This window comes from Akkermansia muciniphila, assembly GCF_030848305.1.
Lineage (GTDB): Bacteria > Verrucomicrobiota > Verrucomicrobiia > Verrucomicrobiales > Akkermansiaceae > Akkermansia > Akkermansia muciniphila_A.
The window spans coordinates 644447-661734 of sequence record NZ_CP114598.1 but is presented as its reverse complement, the minus strand read 5'-3'; the positions used below and the strand labels follow the sequence as shown (position 1 = coordinate 661734).

General features: G+C 58.9%; 12 protein-coding genes. 5 read left to right on the top strand and 7 right to left on the bottom strand.

Translation table 11 applies throughout. The features are described from left to right. The first annotated feature begins 171 nt into the window (after positions 1-171). Together O4G22_RS02940 and O4G22_RS02935 are read left to right on the top strand one after the other, a co-directional pair. On the top strand, positions 172-2910 hold the full coding sequence (locus tag O4G22_RS02940) for a glycoside hydrolase family 2 protein (protein ID WP_306702121.1): 2739 nt from the start codon (positions 172-174) through the stop codon (positions 2908-2910). Positions 2911-2923: 13 nt separating this feature from the next. After that, complete coding sequence (locus tag O4G22_RS02935) at positions 2924-3397, top strand: MauE/DoxX family redox-associated membrane protein (RefSeq protein ID WP_306702120.1); 474 nt, start codon at positions 2924-2926, stop codon at positions 3395-3397. A gap of 286 nt (positions 3398-3683) precedes the next feature. On the opposite strand, the gene O4G22_RS02930 is transcribed toward O4G22_RS02935, so the two are convergent. The 6 genes from O4G22_RS02930 to purC form a co-directional block, all read right to left on the bottom strand. After that, complete coding sequence (locus O4G22_RS02930) at positions 3684-4763, bottom strand: M42 family metallopeptidase (protein ID WP_094136989.1); 1080 nt, start codon at positions 4761-4763, stop codon at positions 3684-3686. Between the two features lie 144 nt (positions 4764-4907). Continuing rightward, positions 4908-5687 (bottom strand): hypothetical protein, encoded by a 780-nt coding sequence (locus O4G22_RS02925; RefSeq protein WP_306702119.1) that lies wholly within the window; start codon positions 5685-5687, stop codon positions 4908-4910. Between the two features lie 39 nt (positions 5688-5726). Then, on the bottom strand, positions 5727-6434 hold the full coding sequence (locus tag O4G22_RS02920) for a phosphoribosylformylglycinamidine synthase subunit PurQ (RefSeq protein WP_094136892.1): 708 nt from the start codon (positions 6432-6434) through the stop codon (positions 5727-5729). A 48-nt stretch (positions 6435-6482) separates the two neighbouring features. Continuing rightward, complete coding sequence (purL, locus tag O4G22_RS02915; RefSeq protein WP_306702118.1) at positions 6483-8885, bottom strand: phosphoribosylformylglycinamidine synthase subunit PurL; 2403 nt, start codon at positions 8883-8885, stop codon at positions 6483-6485. A 21-nt stretch (positions 8886-8906) separates the two neighbouring features. Further along, positions 8907-9353, bottom strand: coding sequence for a hypothetical protein (locus O4G22_RS02910; protein ID WP_022198549.1), 447 nt, complete (start codon positions 9351-9353; stop codon positions 8907-8909). A 74-nt stretch (positions 9354-9427) separates the two neighbouring features. Further along, positions 9428-10138: a phosphoribosylaminoimidazolesuccinocarboxamide synthase gene (gene purC, locus O4G22_RS02905; protein ID WP_306702117.1), complete on the bottom strand. Its 711-nt coding sequence runs from the start codon at positions 10136-10138 to the stop codon at positions 9428-9430. A 256-nt stretch (positions 10139-10394) separates the two neighbouring features. Between purC and O4G22_RS02900 the strand changes: the two genes are divergently transcribed. Further along, entirely contained in the window at positions 10395-12230 is a 1836-nt protein-coding gene (locus O4G22_RS02900) for a GreA/GreB family elongation factor (protein ID WP_179219381.1), read from the top strand. A gap of 492 nt (positions 12231-12722) precedes the next feature. On the opposite strand, the gene tkt is transcribed toward O4G22_RS02900, so the two are convergent. Then, positions 12723-14726 (bottom strand): transketolase, encoded by a 2004-nt coding sequence (gene tkt / locus O4G22_RS02895; RefSeq protein ID WP_306702116.1) that lies wholly within the window; start codon positions 14724-14726, stop codon positions 12723-12725. A gap of 436 nt (positions 14727-15162) precedes the next feature. Here tkt and proB point away from each other — a divergent pair, with 436 nt between their 5' ends. Then, complete coding sequence (gene proB / locus O4G22_RS02890) at positions 15163-15921, top strand: glutamate 5-kinase (protein ID WP_306702115.1); 759 nt, start codon at positions 15163-15165, stop codon at positions 15919-15921. A 10-nt stretch (positions 15922-15931) separates the two neighbouring features. Then, positions 15932-17215, top strand: a complete 1284-nt coding sequence (locus tag O4G22_RS02885) for a glutamate-5-semialdehyde dehydrogenase (protein WP_306713925.1) — start codon at positions 15932-15934, stop codon at positions 17213-17215. Positions 17216-17288 lie beyond the last annotated feature (73 nt).

The following is a 17288-nucleotide window of genomic DNA, read 5'->3' as shown; positions in this document are numbered from 1 at the left end:
GCTGCGGGATAATCCCGTACAGGGCGAATCGACTATGAAAAAACATGCCTTCCAGGTCAAGCGGAAGATGCCGGATGACATATGTATTTGCATTATCTGCAAGGATGTATTATATGAATGAAAGGTGGCGCCGGGGAGTCTCCGTATATTAAAATCGCATTCCCCTATTCCATGATGAAAGTTACTGCTATCCGAATAACGGCGGCATGCCTGGCCGGCTCTTTTTCCCTTTATGCCGATACGGTTTCCGATCAGGAGGCCGTATCGTCTACGGGAACCTATTCCGTGGCCGGGTCTCTCCGCCTGCCGGAAAACGTGACGAAGAGGGACGTTTACGGCATGAATGTGGGCTGGAAGCTGTTCAAGGGCCGGAAGGCACCGGAGGAAGCGTCCAGCCCGGATGGCGACGATTCTTCCTGGGAGTCCGTCAACCTCCCCAACGGCATTGAACTTCTTCCGGAAGAGGCCAGCGGCTGCTCCAACTACCAGGGGCCGGTATGGTACCGGAAAACTTTCATTCCTCCCTCCCGGCTGGAGGGGAGGAGGAACACCCTGTATTTTGAGGGCATCATGGGAAAGAGCGAGGTTTGGGTAAATGGAGAAAAGGCCGCGGAACATTTCGGCGGATATCTTCCCGTGATCGTCAATCTGGAAAAGTGGCTGAAACCGGGACAAAAGAACGTCATCGCCGTGAAGGCGGACAATTCCAACGACGCTTCCTATCCCCCCGGCAAACCCCAGGAAGGCCTGGATTTTTCCTATTTCGGCGGTATTTACCGGGATGTGTACCTCATTTCCACCGGTCCCGTGTATATTACGGATCCGAACGAGGCCGGCACCGTGGCCGGCGGGGGAGTTTTTTTCCGGACGGAATCTTTTGATCCCCGCACCCGCAAGGGCAAGGTAGGGGTGAAGGTTCAGGTGGCCAACCAGACGGATAAGGAACAGAAGGTGCGCGTGCAGGCGGTGATGACGGACCCCAAGGGGGTGGATCCCGCCGGGGAGACGGTCCCTCTGGCCATCCCACCCCATTCCACGGGTGAAGTGGATATCCCTCTTGTGCTTTCCAACGTGAAACCGTGGTCTCCAGACAATCCCGATTTGTATACGCTGAGCGTGGAAGTATGGGATGCCGCCGGAGGGGACCATGCTAAAGATCCGGTCCATCTGCTGGACAACCGTTCCATGAGGGTGGGGGTCCGGACGGTGGAAATAACGGAAAAGGGGCTGGTGCTCAATGGGGCCCTGTTTCCTGAAAAGCTGATTGGCGGCAACAGGCACCAGGATTTTGCCATGCTTGGGAATGCGGTGCCCAACAACCTGCAATGGCAGGATGCCGTGAAATTGAGGAAGGCAGGCATGCGCGTGATCCGGAGCGCTCATTATCCGCAGGACCCGGCTTTCATGGACGCCTGCGACCGCCTGGGCCTTTTCGTCATCGTCGCCACGCCGGGCTGGCAGTTCTGGGGCAGCGGCCCTTTTGCGGAGCGGGTGTATGACGATATCCGCCAGATGGTGCGCCGGGACAGGAACCATCCCTCCGTGATGATGTGGGAGCCTATTTTGAATGAAACTCATTACCCGGCGGATTTCGCCAAAAAGGCCCGCGACCTGGTGCATGAGGAATACCCGTACAAGGGATGCTACACCGCTTGCGACGCGGTGGCTCAGGGCAATCAGCATTATGAGGTTCTGTATGCCCACCCGGCTACAGGCGACAAACACTGGTCCATCAAGGAGAGGAAGAACAACAAACCTTACTTCACCCGCGAATTCGGCGATAACGTGGATACCTGGGCCGCCCACAATTCCACCTCCCGCGTGGCCCGGCACTGGGGTGAAGCGCCCATGATGGTGCAGGCCCTTCATTACCTCAAGACCTCGTTCCCATATACCACATACGATACGCTGAACGCCGCTCCCGCCTACCATTTCGGCGGCTGCCTGTGGCATCCTTTCGACCATCAGCGCGGCTATCATCCGGATCCTTTCTACGGAGGCATGATGGATGCTTTCCGTCAGCCCAAGACTTCCTATTTCGCGTTTATGTCCCAGCGTCCCCAGAAGACGCTCAACGGGTCCGGTTCCGGCCCTGTGGTGCACATTGCCAACGAATGCACTCCTTTTTCTCCGGAAGACGTGACGGTGTTTTCCAATTGTGATTCCGTCCGCCTGAGCGTCAACGGAGGGCTTCCGGTGGAAAAGAAGGTGGCATTCTGTCCCGGCGGCCTCAAGCGTGTGCCCGTCGTGTTCCCGAAAGCCTGGGATTTCATGGAAAACAAGAAGCTTGCCCGGTCCGGCAAGGAGGGCGCGGTGAAACTGGTGGCGGAAGGCCTGATAGGCGGCAAGGTGGTGGCCAGGCATGAAGTCCGCCCGGCCCGGAGAGCGGAAAAAATCCGGTTGACTCTGGATCGGGAAGATGGCGTGGATTTGTACGCCAACGGTTCCGACGTGTTTGCCGTGGTGGCGGAGGTTACGGATGACCGCGGAACGGTGAAGCGCCTGAATGATGAGGAGATTGTCTTTTCCGTGGAAGGTCCTGCCGAGCTGCTGACGGATTCTCCGGACGGCACGCTGACCCAGCCCGTTAAATGGGGTTCCGCTCCGGCTTTGGTGCGTCTGGGCGCCAAGCCCGGCACGGTGACGGTGAGGGCCTCCGTGAAGCATCCCGGCTCCCAAAAGCCTGTTTCCGGCGTTATAAAGTTTGACACGAAGGCTCCCGGGTTGAAAATGCTCTTTACGGAAGACGCCGTAGGCTGCGGGAAGAAAGCTGCCGGGACGCCGTCTTCCGCCGCGGCTTCTGTCTCCGAACGGGAGAAATCCCTTCAGATGGAGCTGGAAAAGGTGCGCCATGAACTGAACAGTTTGCGCAATGAAAAGGTGAGCGCCCAGCAAACCCACTTCGAATAAGCGGAATACGCCAATGATGCTAAGGGAAAAAATCGTCCGTTTCTGTCTGCTCCTGCTCCGGCTGGGGATGGGGGGCTTTTTCCTGTTCGTCGCGGTGCGCAAGCTGTTTCATCTGGACCAGCTTCAGGAGACGATCGACCGTTTCGCCATTTTCCCGGAGGCTTGGGGTCATCCCCTAGCCTGCCTGGGGGTGTCGTGTGAAATTGTGGTGGGGCTGGGGCTCCTGTTCCGCAGAACCTGCGCCGGGGCCGCGCTGCTGGGCAGCGCGCTGACATTCACGTTCGTGGCGTTATTCGTCCAGGGCTGGACCAGGGGGCTTTCCCTCTCCTGCAACTGCATCGGCGTGGAGAGGGCGGTAACCAGTTATCCCTTTGAAGTGGCCTGGAGGCTGGTCCTCTTTTTCCTCATGCTTATTCTCCTGTGGGATTCCTGCCGGAAGGGAAAAACGTACTTTAATGTGACCCGGCTGGATTTCAGTGAAATGTGACCGGAAGGAAAGACTTCTGCCGTTTTCCGGTTCGGGATAGTTTCCGGGAAAATGTTCCGGGAGAGGAGGCCGGGAACCATCGAGCGGGTAGTGACGGCAGCCATTGCAGTACCGAATGAAGCCGCAGGACGCCTGCAAGGCCAATGGTTACGCCCTGCTCCATATAAGGGGGCTCTTCCATGCAGCCGCATGGAAGCAGGCCGGGGAAATGGCCGTTTTGCGCGCCTTTCCCCGGCAGGACGGTTCATGTCCTCATGTTGTCAGCGATGCCGCCGTCCGCTCCGTATTACAGCCTGTGGCCGAAAGAGTCTTCCGGCGTCAGGGATTTGACCAGTTCCAGCAGCAGCTTGATGGTGTTTTCCACATCTGTCAGAGAGGCCGTTTCCACCGGGGAATGCATGTAACGCAGGGGGAGGGACACCAGCGCGGAGGCCACGCCGTCGCGGGAGATGTAGATACTGTCCGTGTCCGTTCCGGTGCGGCGTCCGGCGGCTTCATGCTGGAGCGGTATTTTGTTCTTGTCCGCCACGATTTCCAGACGGGCCACCAGATTGGGATGGTTGGCCGTGCCGTGGATGACCGCAGGGCCGCCTCCAAGCCTGATATCGCCAAATTTGCCTTTGTCCAGTCCGGGCGAGTCCGTGGCATGAGTCACGTCAATGCAGATGGCCGCGTCCGGGCGCAGGCGGTGGGTAATCATTCCCGCGCCAATGCAGCCAACTTCTTCCTGCACGGCGTTGACGAGCACCACGTTCCAGGCGACGGGCTTTTTCAGCTTGCACAGTTTGCGGGCTATTTCCGACAGGATGAAGCCGCTCAGCCGGTTGTCCAGAGCCCGGCATACCAGCTTGTTTTCATTCATCAGCATGGGGCCGTCGCAGTAAACGCCCACATGGCCCACGCGCAGGCCGAGTTCCGCTACTTCCTTGTCGGAGGAGGCGCCTACGTCAACGTAAATTTCCCAAATCTTGGGTTCCTTTTCTCCGGGTTCCCGCAAGTGGATGGCCGTGTTTCCGGTTACTCCCATCACTTCGCCCTGGGAACCCAGGAAGCGCACGCGGCGCCCCCGCGCGATGGCCGTATCCGTACCGCCTACGCGTTCCACATACAGGAAGCCGTCCTTGGTGATATGGCGGATCATGAAGCCGATTTCATCCGCGTGGGCTTCAATCATCAATGTGGGGGCTTCTTCCGCGTCCGCGTGGAAGACGGCCCAGGTATTTCCGTAGGTGTCGCACTGGACGTCTTCCGTATATTTGCGCAGTTCGTCCGCCCAGATGCGCTGGGCGTCTATTTCAAAGCCGGACGGGCTGGGGGTTTCCAGAAGTTCCGTTAAGAATTCAAGGCTGTCGTCGCTGATCTTCATGGCTTTTGTATAGCACCGTTCCGGCATGCGCTCAACAGGAAAGCACGGCTCCTGCAGTGGAGCTCTTTTTGAAGGCGGGGAATAAAAAGCCCCGACTGCGCAGGAAGCAGACGGGGTCTGGAGAAAGTTTTTTTGACCGGGGGGCTAGGACTGTTTGTCCGGGGAAAGCCCCGCCAGAACGTCCTGCTTGTCCATGATATAACCGATGTCCGGATCGTGGTACTGAGTGGAGTAAACGGATGTTCTGGCGCTTCCGTACGGGTCCGTTTCCTTCGCGACGGGGAGGCGGTTGACCAGGGAAGGGAAGCACTGCTCCACCAGTTCAAAGGCAGTGACGGGTTCCGGCACCAGATTCACGGAAAAGATGCCGCACTCCCAGGCTTTTTCCACGTCCCTCACCAGGCGGTGCATGGGATAAAGCTGGTGGCGTTCCAGCAGGGCCACGTCCAGCTCTTCCGTCCCTTCCGGAACTTCTGCCAGCAGATCCGCCACACTCATGCCTACTCCCGTTCCGGTGACTTCCGGAAGGTACACGGTCAGCACGCGGCCGAACCGGAGGTTGATGAAGTCTTTCAACTCCACCAGAGCCGCCAGCCATTCGTCCTCCGGTTCACGGAGCAAGGGGGAAAGTTCATTGCCCGTTTCCGGCTGGGTGTCAATGCTGGTGATGTAGGTCACCCGTTCCGCCTTTACATCATGCAGGAGATCAATCAGGGTTTTAACCTGAGCCAGAAAGGGAGCCGTATTCCGCCGGATAGCCGTGCCCCCTTCCCGGAGGGAGGGGCAGATAATGACGGCCTGCCCGAATTCCTTGCCGCGCAGCAGGGACAGGTTGGTTTCATCAATCAGGTAGTCAAAATACCGTTTTGAGGACCAGAAAGCGCCGAGGGCGCAAGAGGAACCGATGAGGACCGTGTCTGTCATGGAATGAGTGCGGGGAAAGAGGTTGCGGGGGATGAACCTTTATTTCAGGGCGTCAAAGGCGGATTTGAAGAGGAAGTACCCCCAGCCCCAGTCTTCGTTGCCGGCCCAGTCCTTGTCATAGTGGTGGCGGGGCAGCAGAAAGCGTTCCGGGTGGGGCATCAGGCCCATGGCGCGCCCGGTGGAATCCTGGAGGCCGGCGATGCTGCATTCGCAGCCGTCGCGGTTGTCCACGTACTGGAGAGCCACATTTCCGGCGGCCAGGTATTTTTCCGCATCTCCGGGGCGGGTGACCAGGCGCCCTTCCGCATGGGCGGAGGGCAGTTCGAATTCGTCCGGCAGGCCCTGGAGGAAGGGAGAGTCTTTGGCTACTTTCACCAGTTTGGCCCAGACGCATTCAAAGCGTTCCTTTTTATTGTCAATCAGGCTGGAATCGGGAAGAATACCCAGCTTGGTGAGAATCTGGAACCCGTTGCAGATGCCCAGGAGCATGCCTCCACCGGCGTGGTGCCGCTGCAGGGCATCCCCTAGGAAACGTTCCGTTTCCAACTGGGCCAGGCGGCCGCTGGTGACGTAGTCCCCGTAGCTGAAGCCGCCTCCCAGGACGACAAGCTGGGATTTGGCGACATGTTCCGGCGTAGCCGTGGCGATGGGCTGGATCTGGGTGGAGAAACCTGCCGCGCGCAGGGCGCGTTCCGTTTCCACGTCGCAGTTGGTGCCGGGGTATTTCAGTAAAAGTGCGTGAGGCATATTGGTAGAAATGAATCGTTGGTTTGGTAAGATGCCGGTTTCGGGAGATCAATAATAGGGGGTAAGTCCGTCCTTCCAGAGCTTTTTGAGGTTGGCGATGCCGCAATCCAGCACCTTTTCTCCGCCGCAGCAGGTGGCCGTGAGGCGCTTTTCTTCCGTAACGCTGCCGATGCAGGCGCAGGGGAATCCGTCCATAGCCGTTTCAAAATCCGCGGCGAATTCCGGGTCCACCTCCACAAGGATGCGGCCCGTGCTTTCGCTGAACAGGGGGACTGCCGGGGATTTCCAGCCGTTGACGGTCGGAACCTTCGTGAGATCCAGCCGGACGCCTCCCTTGCCGGAAAAGGCCATTTCCGCCGCCGTGACGGCCAGGCCGCCTTCGGAAATGTCATGGGCGGAGAGCACCAGGCCGGAAGTCAGGGCGCTGTAGTAGGCTTTGTACAGTTCCATGTTCGCTGCGCAGTCCGTCTGGGGAACCTTGCCGTCTTCCACACCGTGGGTGCGGGCGAAGACGGAGCCGCCCATCTCGTCTTCCGTATGGCCGATGAGGTACAGCAGGCTGTTGTTCCGCCTCAGGGAAGAACCAATGACGTGATCCGGGTTTTCCACCACGCCGAAGCCGGAGCAGAGGAAGGTGACGGGCACGTTGATGGGGCCGTCTTCCGTTTCAAAGTAGTTGTAGAAGGAGTCCTTGCCGGAAATGAAGGGGGCATTGTACGCGTCCGCCGCCTTGGCGATGGCTTTCACGCATTCCACCAGGCGGCCGAGTTCCGCCGGATCTTCCGGATTGCCCATGCAGAAGTTGTCCAGCAGGCCGATTTTGTCCGGATTGGAGCCTACCAGGATGAGTTGGCGCACGCATTCATCCACGGTGCCGGTCCCCATGGCGTAGGGATCCGTTTTGCCCCATTCCGGAAGAATGGCGCAAGCCATGGCCATGCATTTGTCCGAGCCGTCGATGTCCACCACGGAACCGTCCTGCGGGGCGTCCGCCTGCGCGCCCGCCAGGGGCTTCAGGATGGTGTTGCCCTGCACCTCGTGGTCGTACTCGCGGATGATGGGTTCCCGGGAGACGATGGCGAAGTCCCCCATCACGGTTTCCAGGGATTTGTTCAGGTCCTTGTCCGGGAGGGGCTGGCCTGTGAGCGCCTTGCCGGGGGTGAATACGGATTCCAGCTTCTTGATGGGGGCGTCATGCAGCTTGGAGTTGTCCAGGCAGCAGACGAGTTCCCCCTTGTGCCAGACCTTCAGAATTCCCGTGTCGTCGGAATGGCCCAGGACGGTCAGTTCCGTCTGGAAAGTGTCTGCCAGCTTCCGGAGTTCCGGAAGGTCTTTTTCCTCCACGGCCATCACCATGCGTTCCTGGGATTCCGACAGGAAGATTTCCCAGGAGATAAGGCCGGGTTCCTTGAGAGGGGCGTTGTCCAGGAAAATTTCGCCTCCTGTGACAGAGAGCATTTCTCCGGCGGCGGAAGAGAAGCCGCCGGCGCCGCAGTCCGTAATGAAGACGATGAGACCGCGTTCGCGCGCTTCCAGAATGAAGTCCAGCGTTTTCTTCTCTTCAATCGGGTTGCCGATTTGCACGGCGGTGAAGTCTTCCTCATGGGAGGCTTCATCCAGGGCGGCGGAAGAGAACGTGGCTCCCTTGAGGCCGTCCCGTCCCGTGCGCCCGCCGATGACGATCACCTTGAGACCGGGGCGCATTTCCTTCAGGATGTCGCCGCGCGGAATCACGCCGGCGGTGCCGCAGAAGACGAGGGGGTTGTAAATGTATGTGGGGTCAAACTGGATGGCGCCGTTGACAGTAGGAATGCCCATGCGGTTGCCGTAGTCGCGCACGCCGCGCACCACGCCGCGCATGATGCCCAGGGGGTGGATGACGTCCGGGGCGGTGATGTCCGCCGGATTCGTGTCCGGGGCGCCGAAGCAGAAGACGTCCAGGGAGGCGATGGGTTTGGCGCCCTTGCCTGCGCCCAGGATGTCGCGGATGACGCCGCCCAGCCCGGTATTGGCTCCGGCATACGGTTCAATGGCGGAGGGGTGGTTGTGCGTTTCCGCTTTCAGGCAGACGGCCAGGTTGTCGTCCAGGGCGATGAAGCCGGCATTGTCGTCGAACGCGCTGAGCACGAAGCCCGGCTTACGTTCCATGATTTTTTCGGAAGGTTTCTTGATGTAGGTTTTGAACAGGCTGTTCACCGTTTCCGGCGCGCCTCCGTTGACGCTGTGGCTGATGGAGGCGGAGAAGATGCGGTGCTTGCAGTGTTCCGACCACGTCTGGGCGATTACTTCCAGTTCCACGTCAGTGGGATCGCGGTCGATTTCCCGGAAGATCTGCTGGACGACTTCCATGTCCTCACGGGACAGGGAAAGCTTCTGCTTCTTGCTGAGTTCAAGCAGTTCGTCGCTGCTCAGGTTCCTCACGGGAACGGTTCGGTAGGTTTTGGCGGACATGTGGATGGGAAAGAAAAAGGGTTAGGCGATGGTCCAGTTGTGAATGGCGGGGTTGCAGACGTCCTTGGCAAAGCGCGCCGCCAGGGTTTCCTTGTCTCCCTGGCCGAAGATGTACACGCGCTGGGTGATTTTCAGACCGTCCAGAGTAAAGCCCATATTCCGGCGTCCGCGGTAGTTTTGCAGGATGGCTTCTTTTTCCAGGTCCAGGGCGCCGGCTTTCATGCCGTAGTCAATCGTGAACAGGGCTCCTTCCAGGATGGGCGCGTTCTGTTCCGTGCATTCCTGGGAAATGGGGTCCACCAGCACACTCAGGAGATATTCGCGGGCTTTTTGTTCGTCCCCGTTGATTTCTACGGTGTAAACGCGGCTGCGGCGGAACGTGAGGCCGGCGTTCAGGGGGGTATAGAGCAGGGCGTCCGCGTTGGCGGCGGCCTGGAACCGGCTGATAACTTCAAAGTGGAGGGTCATATTGCTCAAGAGTGTGGTAAAATGAAAAATGGGGGCCGGCGGAAAGGCCGGCTCCCATGGAGGGGGGAAGATGCTTAAGCCTGGTTCTGGAGCCGGGAAAGGACTTCTTCGTAGGCTTCCATCACGTTGCCGAGATCCTGGCGGAAGCGGTCCTTGTCCATCTTTTCGCCGGTCTTGATGTCCCACAGGCGGCAGGTATCCGGGGAAATTTCATCCGCCAGCACGATTTGGGAGGGATCTTCCGCCAGGCGGCCGAATTCGATTTTGAAGTCCACCAGCGTAAGTCCAACCTGTTTGAAAAAGTCAATCAGCACGTCATTCACGATGCGGGCCTGTTTTTTCAGGAAGGCGCATTCCTCTTCCGTAGCGGCGTTCATTTCCCGGGCGTAGTCGTCATTAATGAAGGGATCGCCCAGGCTGTCGTCCTTGTAGGAGAATTCCACAATCGGCTTCTTGAAGGGAGTGCCTTCCTTGACGCCCATGCGGCGGCTGAAGGAGCCGGCGGCGATGTTGCGCACGATCACTTCCAGAGGAAGGATGGAAACCTTTTTCACGTCAATGTTGATGTCGTCCACATCCGCAACCAGGTGAGTTTTCACGCCCTTGCTTTCCAGCATGCGGTAGATGACCAGGGTGATGGCCTTGTTCATCCTGCCCTTGTTTTCAAACTGGGCCTTCTTGGCTCCGTTTCCGGCAGTGGCGTCGTCCTTGTATTCCATGCGGAGGACGTTGGGATTGTCAGTCGTATAAAGGCGTTTGGCCTTCCCTTCGTAAATAGGTTCCATGATACGTGTTGCGCAGGGGTTAAATGCGTGCGAAAATGTTACGCCAGACGCTCCGCACGGTCAAGCCGCAACTGGATGGGGGAGGGAAGGGAAAAAGACGCGAAGCCCGAATGCGAAGGCGGAGCATGACGTGGGCGGCCGCTGTCTCCGTAGCGGCTCTGGAAAGCCGTGCAGGCCGCCTCCGGGCGAAAGAGGGAATATTAGTCTTGATACCGGTAGGGGGGGGCGTATCATGTGCCTCAGTATGCACGCCGACTTGGAGAAATTATTGTCTCTGGGGAAAATTACCCCCGCTCTCGCTGAAAAACTTGATCGCATCGCACCTGGCCGTTACTGCTTCCATGCTTCCTGGGGCGCCGGAAAAGTCATTTCCTGGAATCTTCCCGCCCAAAAGCTGGTCATTGATTTTGAGGAAAATCCGGAACACGAAGTTGCCTTGGGATTCGCTCCCAAAATTCTGGAATTCATCAGTGATGACCATTTCCTGGCCAAGCGGTATGAAGATACCGAATCTCTGATCAACCTGTCCGTGGATGACCCGGTGGAACTGGTGCGCGTTACCTTGCAGGGCTACGGTAATTCCCTTACTCCTGAGAAGCTGGAAGCCGCGCTGAAAGGCACCGTGATTGCGGAGGACAAGTGGAAAAACTGGTGGGACAAGGTGCGTGCCATGCTCCGTTCCAATGTCCAGTTCATGATGCCCACCCGCAAGGGAGAGCGCATTACGCTTCGCGCGAATACCCTTTCCCGCGCGCAGGCTGCCCTGGAAGATTACAATAAGGCCGCCGATCTGAAAGCCAAGGTGCGCGTTTTGGACGGCATTAAAATGGAAACGGTCATGGCGGAGCCGGATGCCGTCAACGCCCTGATTCGCGCCGTGGATGCCGATGTGCGCAACGGCGGCAGCCTGGCTCTCCAGCAGGTGCTGGAACTGGCCGTGCTCAGGGATGACCTGATTGCCTCCCTGAAAAATACGGAGGCGGCCAAGGAAGCTTATCCTCTCCGTTCCATCGTGGAAGCCAATATCGGCGATGTGGGACGCTTCGCGGAAGTGCTCAATTCCATGCCTGCCGTGCGGCAGAAACGCGTGTACGCCACGCTGCCCGCCATTTTTGGTGAGGATTGGCCGCAGAAGGCGCTGGAGCTTTTTGACGCGGGCGGCGCACGCGCCGTGGGGGAAATTGCCAAATTCCTGATAGAGGAAGGGCAGGACAAGGTGCTGGTCAAGCATCTGAAGCATGAATTGCTGCGCCAGACCCTTCCGGCGGAGTCCCTCATCTGGATATGCCGCCAGCGGCATGACGCTTCCAAGCCCCTCTTTGGCCTCCCTGTGGGCATTGCGATGCTTTCCCTGATTGAACAGGACCACATGGACGGCGGCCCCAACCGCATGCTGCGCCTGAAGAACCTGTTCATGGAGGACAAGAGCATCATTCAGGAAATGATCAAGGGGCAGGATGTGGCGGAAGTCCGCCAGTTCGCCAAGATGCTGTACAACACCTCCGCTTTTTCCGAACAGGATCGCGGCGCGCTGATGGCCCGCGTCATCAGCGTCTTCCCGGACCTGCACGCCATTGTGCTGGACGCCCTGGTGGACAACTCCGACAAACCGGAACCGATTTTCGTTTCCTGGGAAAGCCTGGAAGCCCGCAAGAAGGAGCTGGAAGAACTGGTAAACGTGAAAATTCCGGAAAACCTGCATAACAAGAAGATTTCCCGTGCGGAAGGGGATCTCCGTGAAAACGGCGGCTACCAGGACGCCAAGGAAGTGGAAAAGGTGCTCAACCGCCGCCGGGCGGAACTGGAACATGCGCTGGCCCTGGCCCGCGGCACGGATTTTGCCGTAACGGATACTTCCCGCGCCGCCATGGGCACGAAGGTGACTCTTCAGCCGTTGAATGGCGGGGAGCCCGTGGTGTACACCATTCTGGGCGCGTGGGACACAAATCCGGAAAAGCATATCGTCTCTTATCTTTCCCAGGTCGGCAAGGAGCTGACGGGCAAGAGCGTAGGGGATCAGGTGAAGATTGTCCCGATGGACGGCGACAAGAAAAAGGTGTATACCATCATGAAGATTGAAGCCGCTTTCTAACGGAGCCTCTTCCCTTTTTACCAAGGTCTTTATAAAAACGCCCCTTTTTTCGGAAAGGGGCGTTTTTCATTGTTCATGGTTCGCCCGCCCGTTATTTTGCAGGGTTGGGGTTTATTGCATTGTCAATAGAAGCATCGCTTTATCCTGACCATTCCGAATATTCATTGGCGCCAGGAAGGAACCCGGACATTGTCCGTTCCGGCAGCCATGATGAAAACGGGCTGTTGGCAACCGGGGCTTTTGCGGCCTTAAGCTTGTCCAGGACCGGTTCAGGTCATGGGCTCCGCTGTTGCAGAGGTCATGTATTTGGAGAAATCCGGACGGGAAATGAACGGAATTTTTGCAGGAAAGGATAGTTCCTGCGTTACGGATAATGGTGGCTCGTGGGGACGGCCTTACTTTTTTTCTGGCAACCGGGGAGACATGAAAAAGGGGCTGTTCCGGCGAATGCGGAACAGCCCCTGGAAAGAGATGACGGGGAAAATTCCCTGTTTATCTGGCAAGCACCTTGTGAACGGCGGCGACGACGTTGTCCACATTCATGCCGAGTTCCTCCAGCACCTGCGTTCCGGGAGCGGAGAAGCCGAAGCGGTTGATGCCCACGGCCTCTCCCTGGCAGCCCAGATATTTCCACCAGAGGTCCGTGACCCCGGCTTCTACGGAAACTCTTCTCATGCAGGAAGAGGGAAGCACGCTCTCCCGGTATTCGGAAGGCTGCGCGTCAAAGCGGAAGAAGCTGGGCATGGAGACGACCCGGATTCCTTCCCCGATGTTTTCCGCCGCTTTCAGGGCCAGTTCCAGTTCGGAACCGCTGGCAAGAATAATGGCTTTCAGGGGGCCCTGTTCCTTCCGGGCGATGTAGGCGCCTTTCAGCACGCCTTCCCGGCGCGTCTCAACGGGGATGCCGTTCAGCGTAGCCACTTTCTGGCGCGTCAGAATGAGGGCGGTAGGGCCGTCGGCACGCTGCATGGCGGCCATCCAGGCTCCTGCGGTTTCTTCCGGGTCCGCCGGACGGATGACATCCAGGTTCGGAATGACGCGGAGGCCGGAAATTGTTTCCACCGGCTGGTGGGTGGGGCCGTCTTCTCCCACGGCCACGGAGTCATGCGTCAGAATATAGGTGACGGGGAGCCCGCTGAGGGCCGCCACGCGGATGGAGGCGCGCATGTAGTCTACGAAGACGCAGAACGTGGCGGCGCTTACGCGGAACAGGCCGTCATAGGCAATGCCGTTGCAGATGGCGGCCATGGCGTGTTCGCGGATGCCGAACCAGAAGTTGCGTCCTTCCGGGGTTTCCGCAGAGAAGTCTCCTGCGCCGGAAAGGTAGTTTTTATTGGAGCTGTAAAGGTCCGCGCTGGTGGTCAGGAAGCAGGGATTCGCTTTAGCGATGGCGTTGATGGCAACGGCCCCGGCTGAACGGGTGGCATCGCTATAGTCCTGCGGGAAAGGGGGAATAGCCTTGTCCGAGTCTGCCGGATTGACGCCGCAGGAGCAGGCGTTGATGCCCGCGTCCAGTTCCTCTGCCAGTTCCGGATAGGTTCGGCGCCATTGTTCGTACGTGGCGTTCCAGGCCTTGAAATCTTTTTCCCTTCGGGCTTTCAGGTCTACGAAAGCGGCACGAATGTCTTCGGAGACGTAGTAGCGTTCTCCGGCAGGAATGCCCCAGTTGGCGTGCGCTTCCTCCTGAAGCTTGGCTCCGCCTTCCCCGTGGCCTTTTGTGGTGCCTTCAATACCGGGAATGCCCTTGCCGATGACCGTTTTGGCAATGATGAGCTGGGGTTTCCCGTTTTTGGCGTTTTTGGCGGCTTCAACCGCTGCCGCAATGGCCTTGATGTCATGCCCGTCAATCTGGCGCACATCCCAGCCCATGGCTTCGTATACGGCGCGCGGATCCGTGAGCTGGGTCCGTTCCGAGGGAGCGTCCAGCGTGATGTCGTTGGAATCGTAAATGAGAATGAGGTTATCCAGCTTGAGCACGGCGGCCAGAGCCAGGGATTCCCGGGCTACGCCTTCCTGCAGGCAGCCGTCTCCCGTGAGGCAGAAAACGTGCTGGGTAAAGATGTCCATGCCGGGCCTGTTGAACCGGGCGGCCGCGCGCCTAGCGGAGAGGGCGAAGCCTACGGCGTTCGCAATACCCTGGCCCAGCGGCCCCGTGGTGCATTCTACGCCTTCCGTATCCCGGAATTCCGGGTGGCCGGGCGTGATGGAACCTTTGCTGCGGAAGCTCTTGATATCTTCAATGCCGACGTTGAATCCTGACAGGTGGAGCCAGCCGTAAAGAAACATGGAGCCGTGGCCGGCGGAGAGAATGAAGCGGTCACGGTTGAGCCAGCGGGGCTGTGAAGGGCAGATGTTGAGCAAATCGCCGAACAGGACGGCCCCGATTTCGGCGCACCCCAGCGGCAGGCCCAGGTGGCCGGATGCGCAGTCGTGAACGGCATCCATGGCGAGTCCCCGCGCCTGGTTGGCGGCTTTTTGGAGAAGGTCAAGATTCATGCCCGGGCAATATGAGCGGATCAGCTTCATATTGGAAGCCTAAAATGCGTCTCCCGCGCCAGTTCCGGACCGGGGAAAAGCCTTGAAGATGGAAGCGCCGCGCATGCTGCCCCGGTTTTACGGCGCGCTCGCCGGCATGTATGGCGATTTAGGGAATAAAGCCGGAGGAAAACATGTTGGACGGCCAGCTTCATTCCTGTTCCGCGGTTTCGTCTGGCTCCGGTTTTCTTGGTTGCCCGGGTATTGTCCGGGACGGAGCATTTCACCCGCGCCGGCGGCCTGTCAAGCGGAGGGGATGATCCTTTTTTATCCCTGTAAAGAGGGGAGAAGTCCTTCCGTTTTTTGCGTCCGGCGCTTTCGCGGGTTAGAGCGGAAAAGACGCGTTTTCCGCTTTTTTTGGGAAAAGGAATTGTTGTATTATAAGCGGCGGAAATACATGAAAATCGTAATTAAAGTAGGTACGGGCGTGTTGACCCGTGAGAATGGGACATTGGACGGTTCTTCCATCGTGCATTTGGTAAGCGCCCTGGCGGGGCTGATGCAGCAGGGGCATCAGGTGGTTCTGGTCAGCTCCGGCGCTGTAGGGGCCGGCGTGTCCGTCCTGGGTCTTCCGTCCTATCCTCAGGAGCTGTCCTTGAAACAGGCGTGCGCCGCCGTAGGGCAGACGCGGCTGATGCAGGCATATGAGAATCTTTTCAACCACTTTAACGTAGATGTGGCCCAGCTTCTGCTGACGGCGGAGGATTTGAAACGCCGCCGTGGCAATGTGCAGGCTACGGTGCTGCGCCTGTTTGAGCACGGCGGCATCATCCCGATTGTGAATGAGAACGACACCGTATCCGTGGAAGAGCTGAAATTTGGGGATAACGATATTCTTTCCGTGCACATCGCGCGTCTGGTGGAGGCTGACGCGCTGTTCATTCTGACGAGCGTGGACGGCCTGTATCCCCCCGGAGGAAAGCGGAAGGCCATCATTCCCCGGGTGGAGGACGTGGATGCCGTGCTGGCGTTCGCGGAAGAGGACCGGGGGCGCTTTTCCATGGGCGGCATGAGCGCCAAGCTCCAGGCTGTCCGGGAGGCCGTGAATGCGGGGACGGGCGTTTACATGCTGCATGGCCGTCATCCGGAACGCATTGCGCTGCTGCTGGAGGGGAAGGCGGAAGGAGCCGGAACATATTTTGTGCCGAAGGGATAAAACTATGAAGATGGAGAATTCTCTTGAACCGGCGGGACGGGCCGCGCTGGCGGCCTCACGGGAGTTGCTTGCCCTGGAGCCGGAAGAGAAGGCGCTGGCCCTGCGCCTGATGGCCGCAGGCGTTCGGAACGCCGCGGAAAAGATTGTACGGGAGAACGGCCTTGATATGGAAGAGGCCCGGAAAGGCGGCCACAATGCCGCGTTTCTGGACAGGCTGCTCCTGACTCCGGAGCGTGTGGAACACATGGCCCGCGGCATGGAACAGGTGGCGGCCCTCCCTGATCCCGTGGGCGAATGCATCCGGGAATGGATGCGCCCCAACGGGTTGCATATCCGCCAGGTGCGCGTTCCCCTGGGGGTCATCGGTTTTATTTACGAGAGCCGCGGCACCGTCACCTGCGATGCCGCCGCCCTGTGCCTGAAGTCCGGGAATGCCGTTATTCTGCGCGGCGGAAGCGAGTCTCTGCGGACCAACCGGGCGCTGGCGGAGGTTCTGCGCGCCGCGCTGAAGGAGTCCGCCGTTCCCGCGGACGCCGTGCAGCTTCTGGATTCCGGCAGCCGTGATGAGGTGCGGCAGTTGTGCGGGCTGGATTCTTTCCTGAACGTGATTATTCCCAGGGGTGGAAAGGGGCTGATCCGCGCCGTGACGGAGTACGCCAGGGTTCCCGTGCTGAAGCATCTGGACGGCGTTTGCCATGTGTATGTGGATGCGGCGGCGGATTTAGAGATGGCCGTGAACGTGTTGGATGACGCTAAAACGCAGAGGCCCGGCGTATGCAATGCGGCGGAAACCCTGCTGGTGGACGCTGCCGCGGCAGAGCGGTTCCTGCCGATGGCGGCGGAACGCATGCGCCTGCGCGGCGTGGAATGCCGCGTGTGTGAGCGAAGCCGCCCGTTTTTTGATCCGGAAGCCATTCCGGCAGAGGAAGAGGATTGGTCCACGGAATATGAAGACCTGATTCTTTCCGTGAAAGTGGTGGACGGCGTCCGTGATGCCGTGGAGCACATTAACCATTACGGCTCCCACCACAGTGATTCCATCATTACGGAGGATGAACGGGCGCGCGATTATTTTATGAACCGGGTGGACAGCGCGTGCGTTTACCATAATTGTTCCACGCGGTTCAGCGACGGGGAGGAATTCGGCTTCGGGGCGGAAATAGGCATCGGTACGGACAAATTTCATGCCCGGGGGCCAATGGCTTTGCGGGAACTTACTTCCTACAAGTATGTTATTGAAGGAGACGGGCAGATGAAGGACCCGTCCCGAGTTCCGCGGAAAGGCCGTGCCTGAGCAGGAGGGCCCGCCGTAAACAAGAAAGCACCGCGGCATGGCCGCGATGCTTCCGTTGATACATACTCCTGAA

Bases quoted from the DNA above. Each gene is read 5' to 3' on its own strand.
- O4G22_RS02940 (WP_306702121.1), top strand. From the start codon at position 172: ATGATGAAAGTTACTGCTATCCGAATAACGGCGGCATGCCTGGCCGGC.
- O4G22_RS02935 (WP_306702120.1), top strand. From the start codon at position 2,924: ATGATGCTAAGGGAAAAAATCGTCCGTTTCTGTCTGCTCCTGCTCCGG.
- O4G22_RS02930 (WP_094136989.1), bottom strand. From the start codon at position 4,763: ATGAAGATCAGCGACGACAGCCTTGAATTCTTAACGGAACTTCTGGAA.
- O4G22_RS02925 (WP_306702119.1), bottom strand. From the start codon at position 5,687: ATGACAGACACGGTCCTCATCGGTTCCTCTTGCGCCCTCGGCGCTTTC.
- O4G22_RS02920 (WP_094136892.1), bottom strand. From the start codon at position 6,434: ATGCCTCACGCACTTTTACTGAAATACCCCGGCACCAACTGCGACGTG.
- purL (WP_306702118.1), bottom strand. From the start codon at position 8,885: ATGTCCGCCAAAACCTACCGAACCGTTCCCGTGAGGAACCTGAGCAGC.
- O4G22_RS02910 (WP_022198549.1), bottom strand. From the start codon at position 9,353: ATGACCCTCCACTTTGAAGTTATCAGCCGGTTCCAGGCCGCCGCCAAC.
- purC (WP_306702117.1), bottom strand. From the start codon at position 10,138: ATGGAACCTATTTACGAAGGGAAGGCCAAACGCCTTTATACGACTGAC.
- tkt (WP_306702116.1), bottom strand. From the start codon at position 14,726: ATGAATCTTGACCTTCTCCAAAAAGCCGCCAACCAGGCGCGGGGACTC.
- proB (WP_306702115.1), top strand. From the start codon at position 15,163: ATGAAAATCGTAATTAAAGTAGGTACGGGCGTGTTGACCCGTGAGAAT.
- O4G22_RS02885 (WP_306713925.1), top strand. From the start codon at position 15,932: ATGGAGAATTCTCTTGAACCGGCGGGACGGGCCGCGCTGGCGGCCTCA.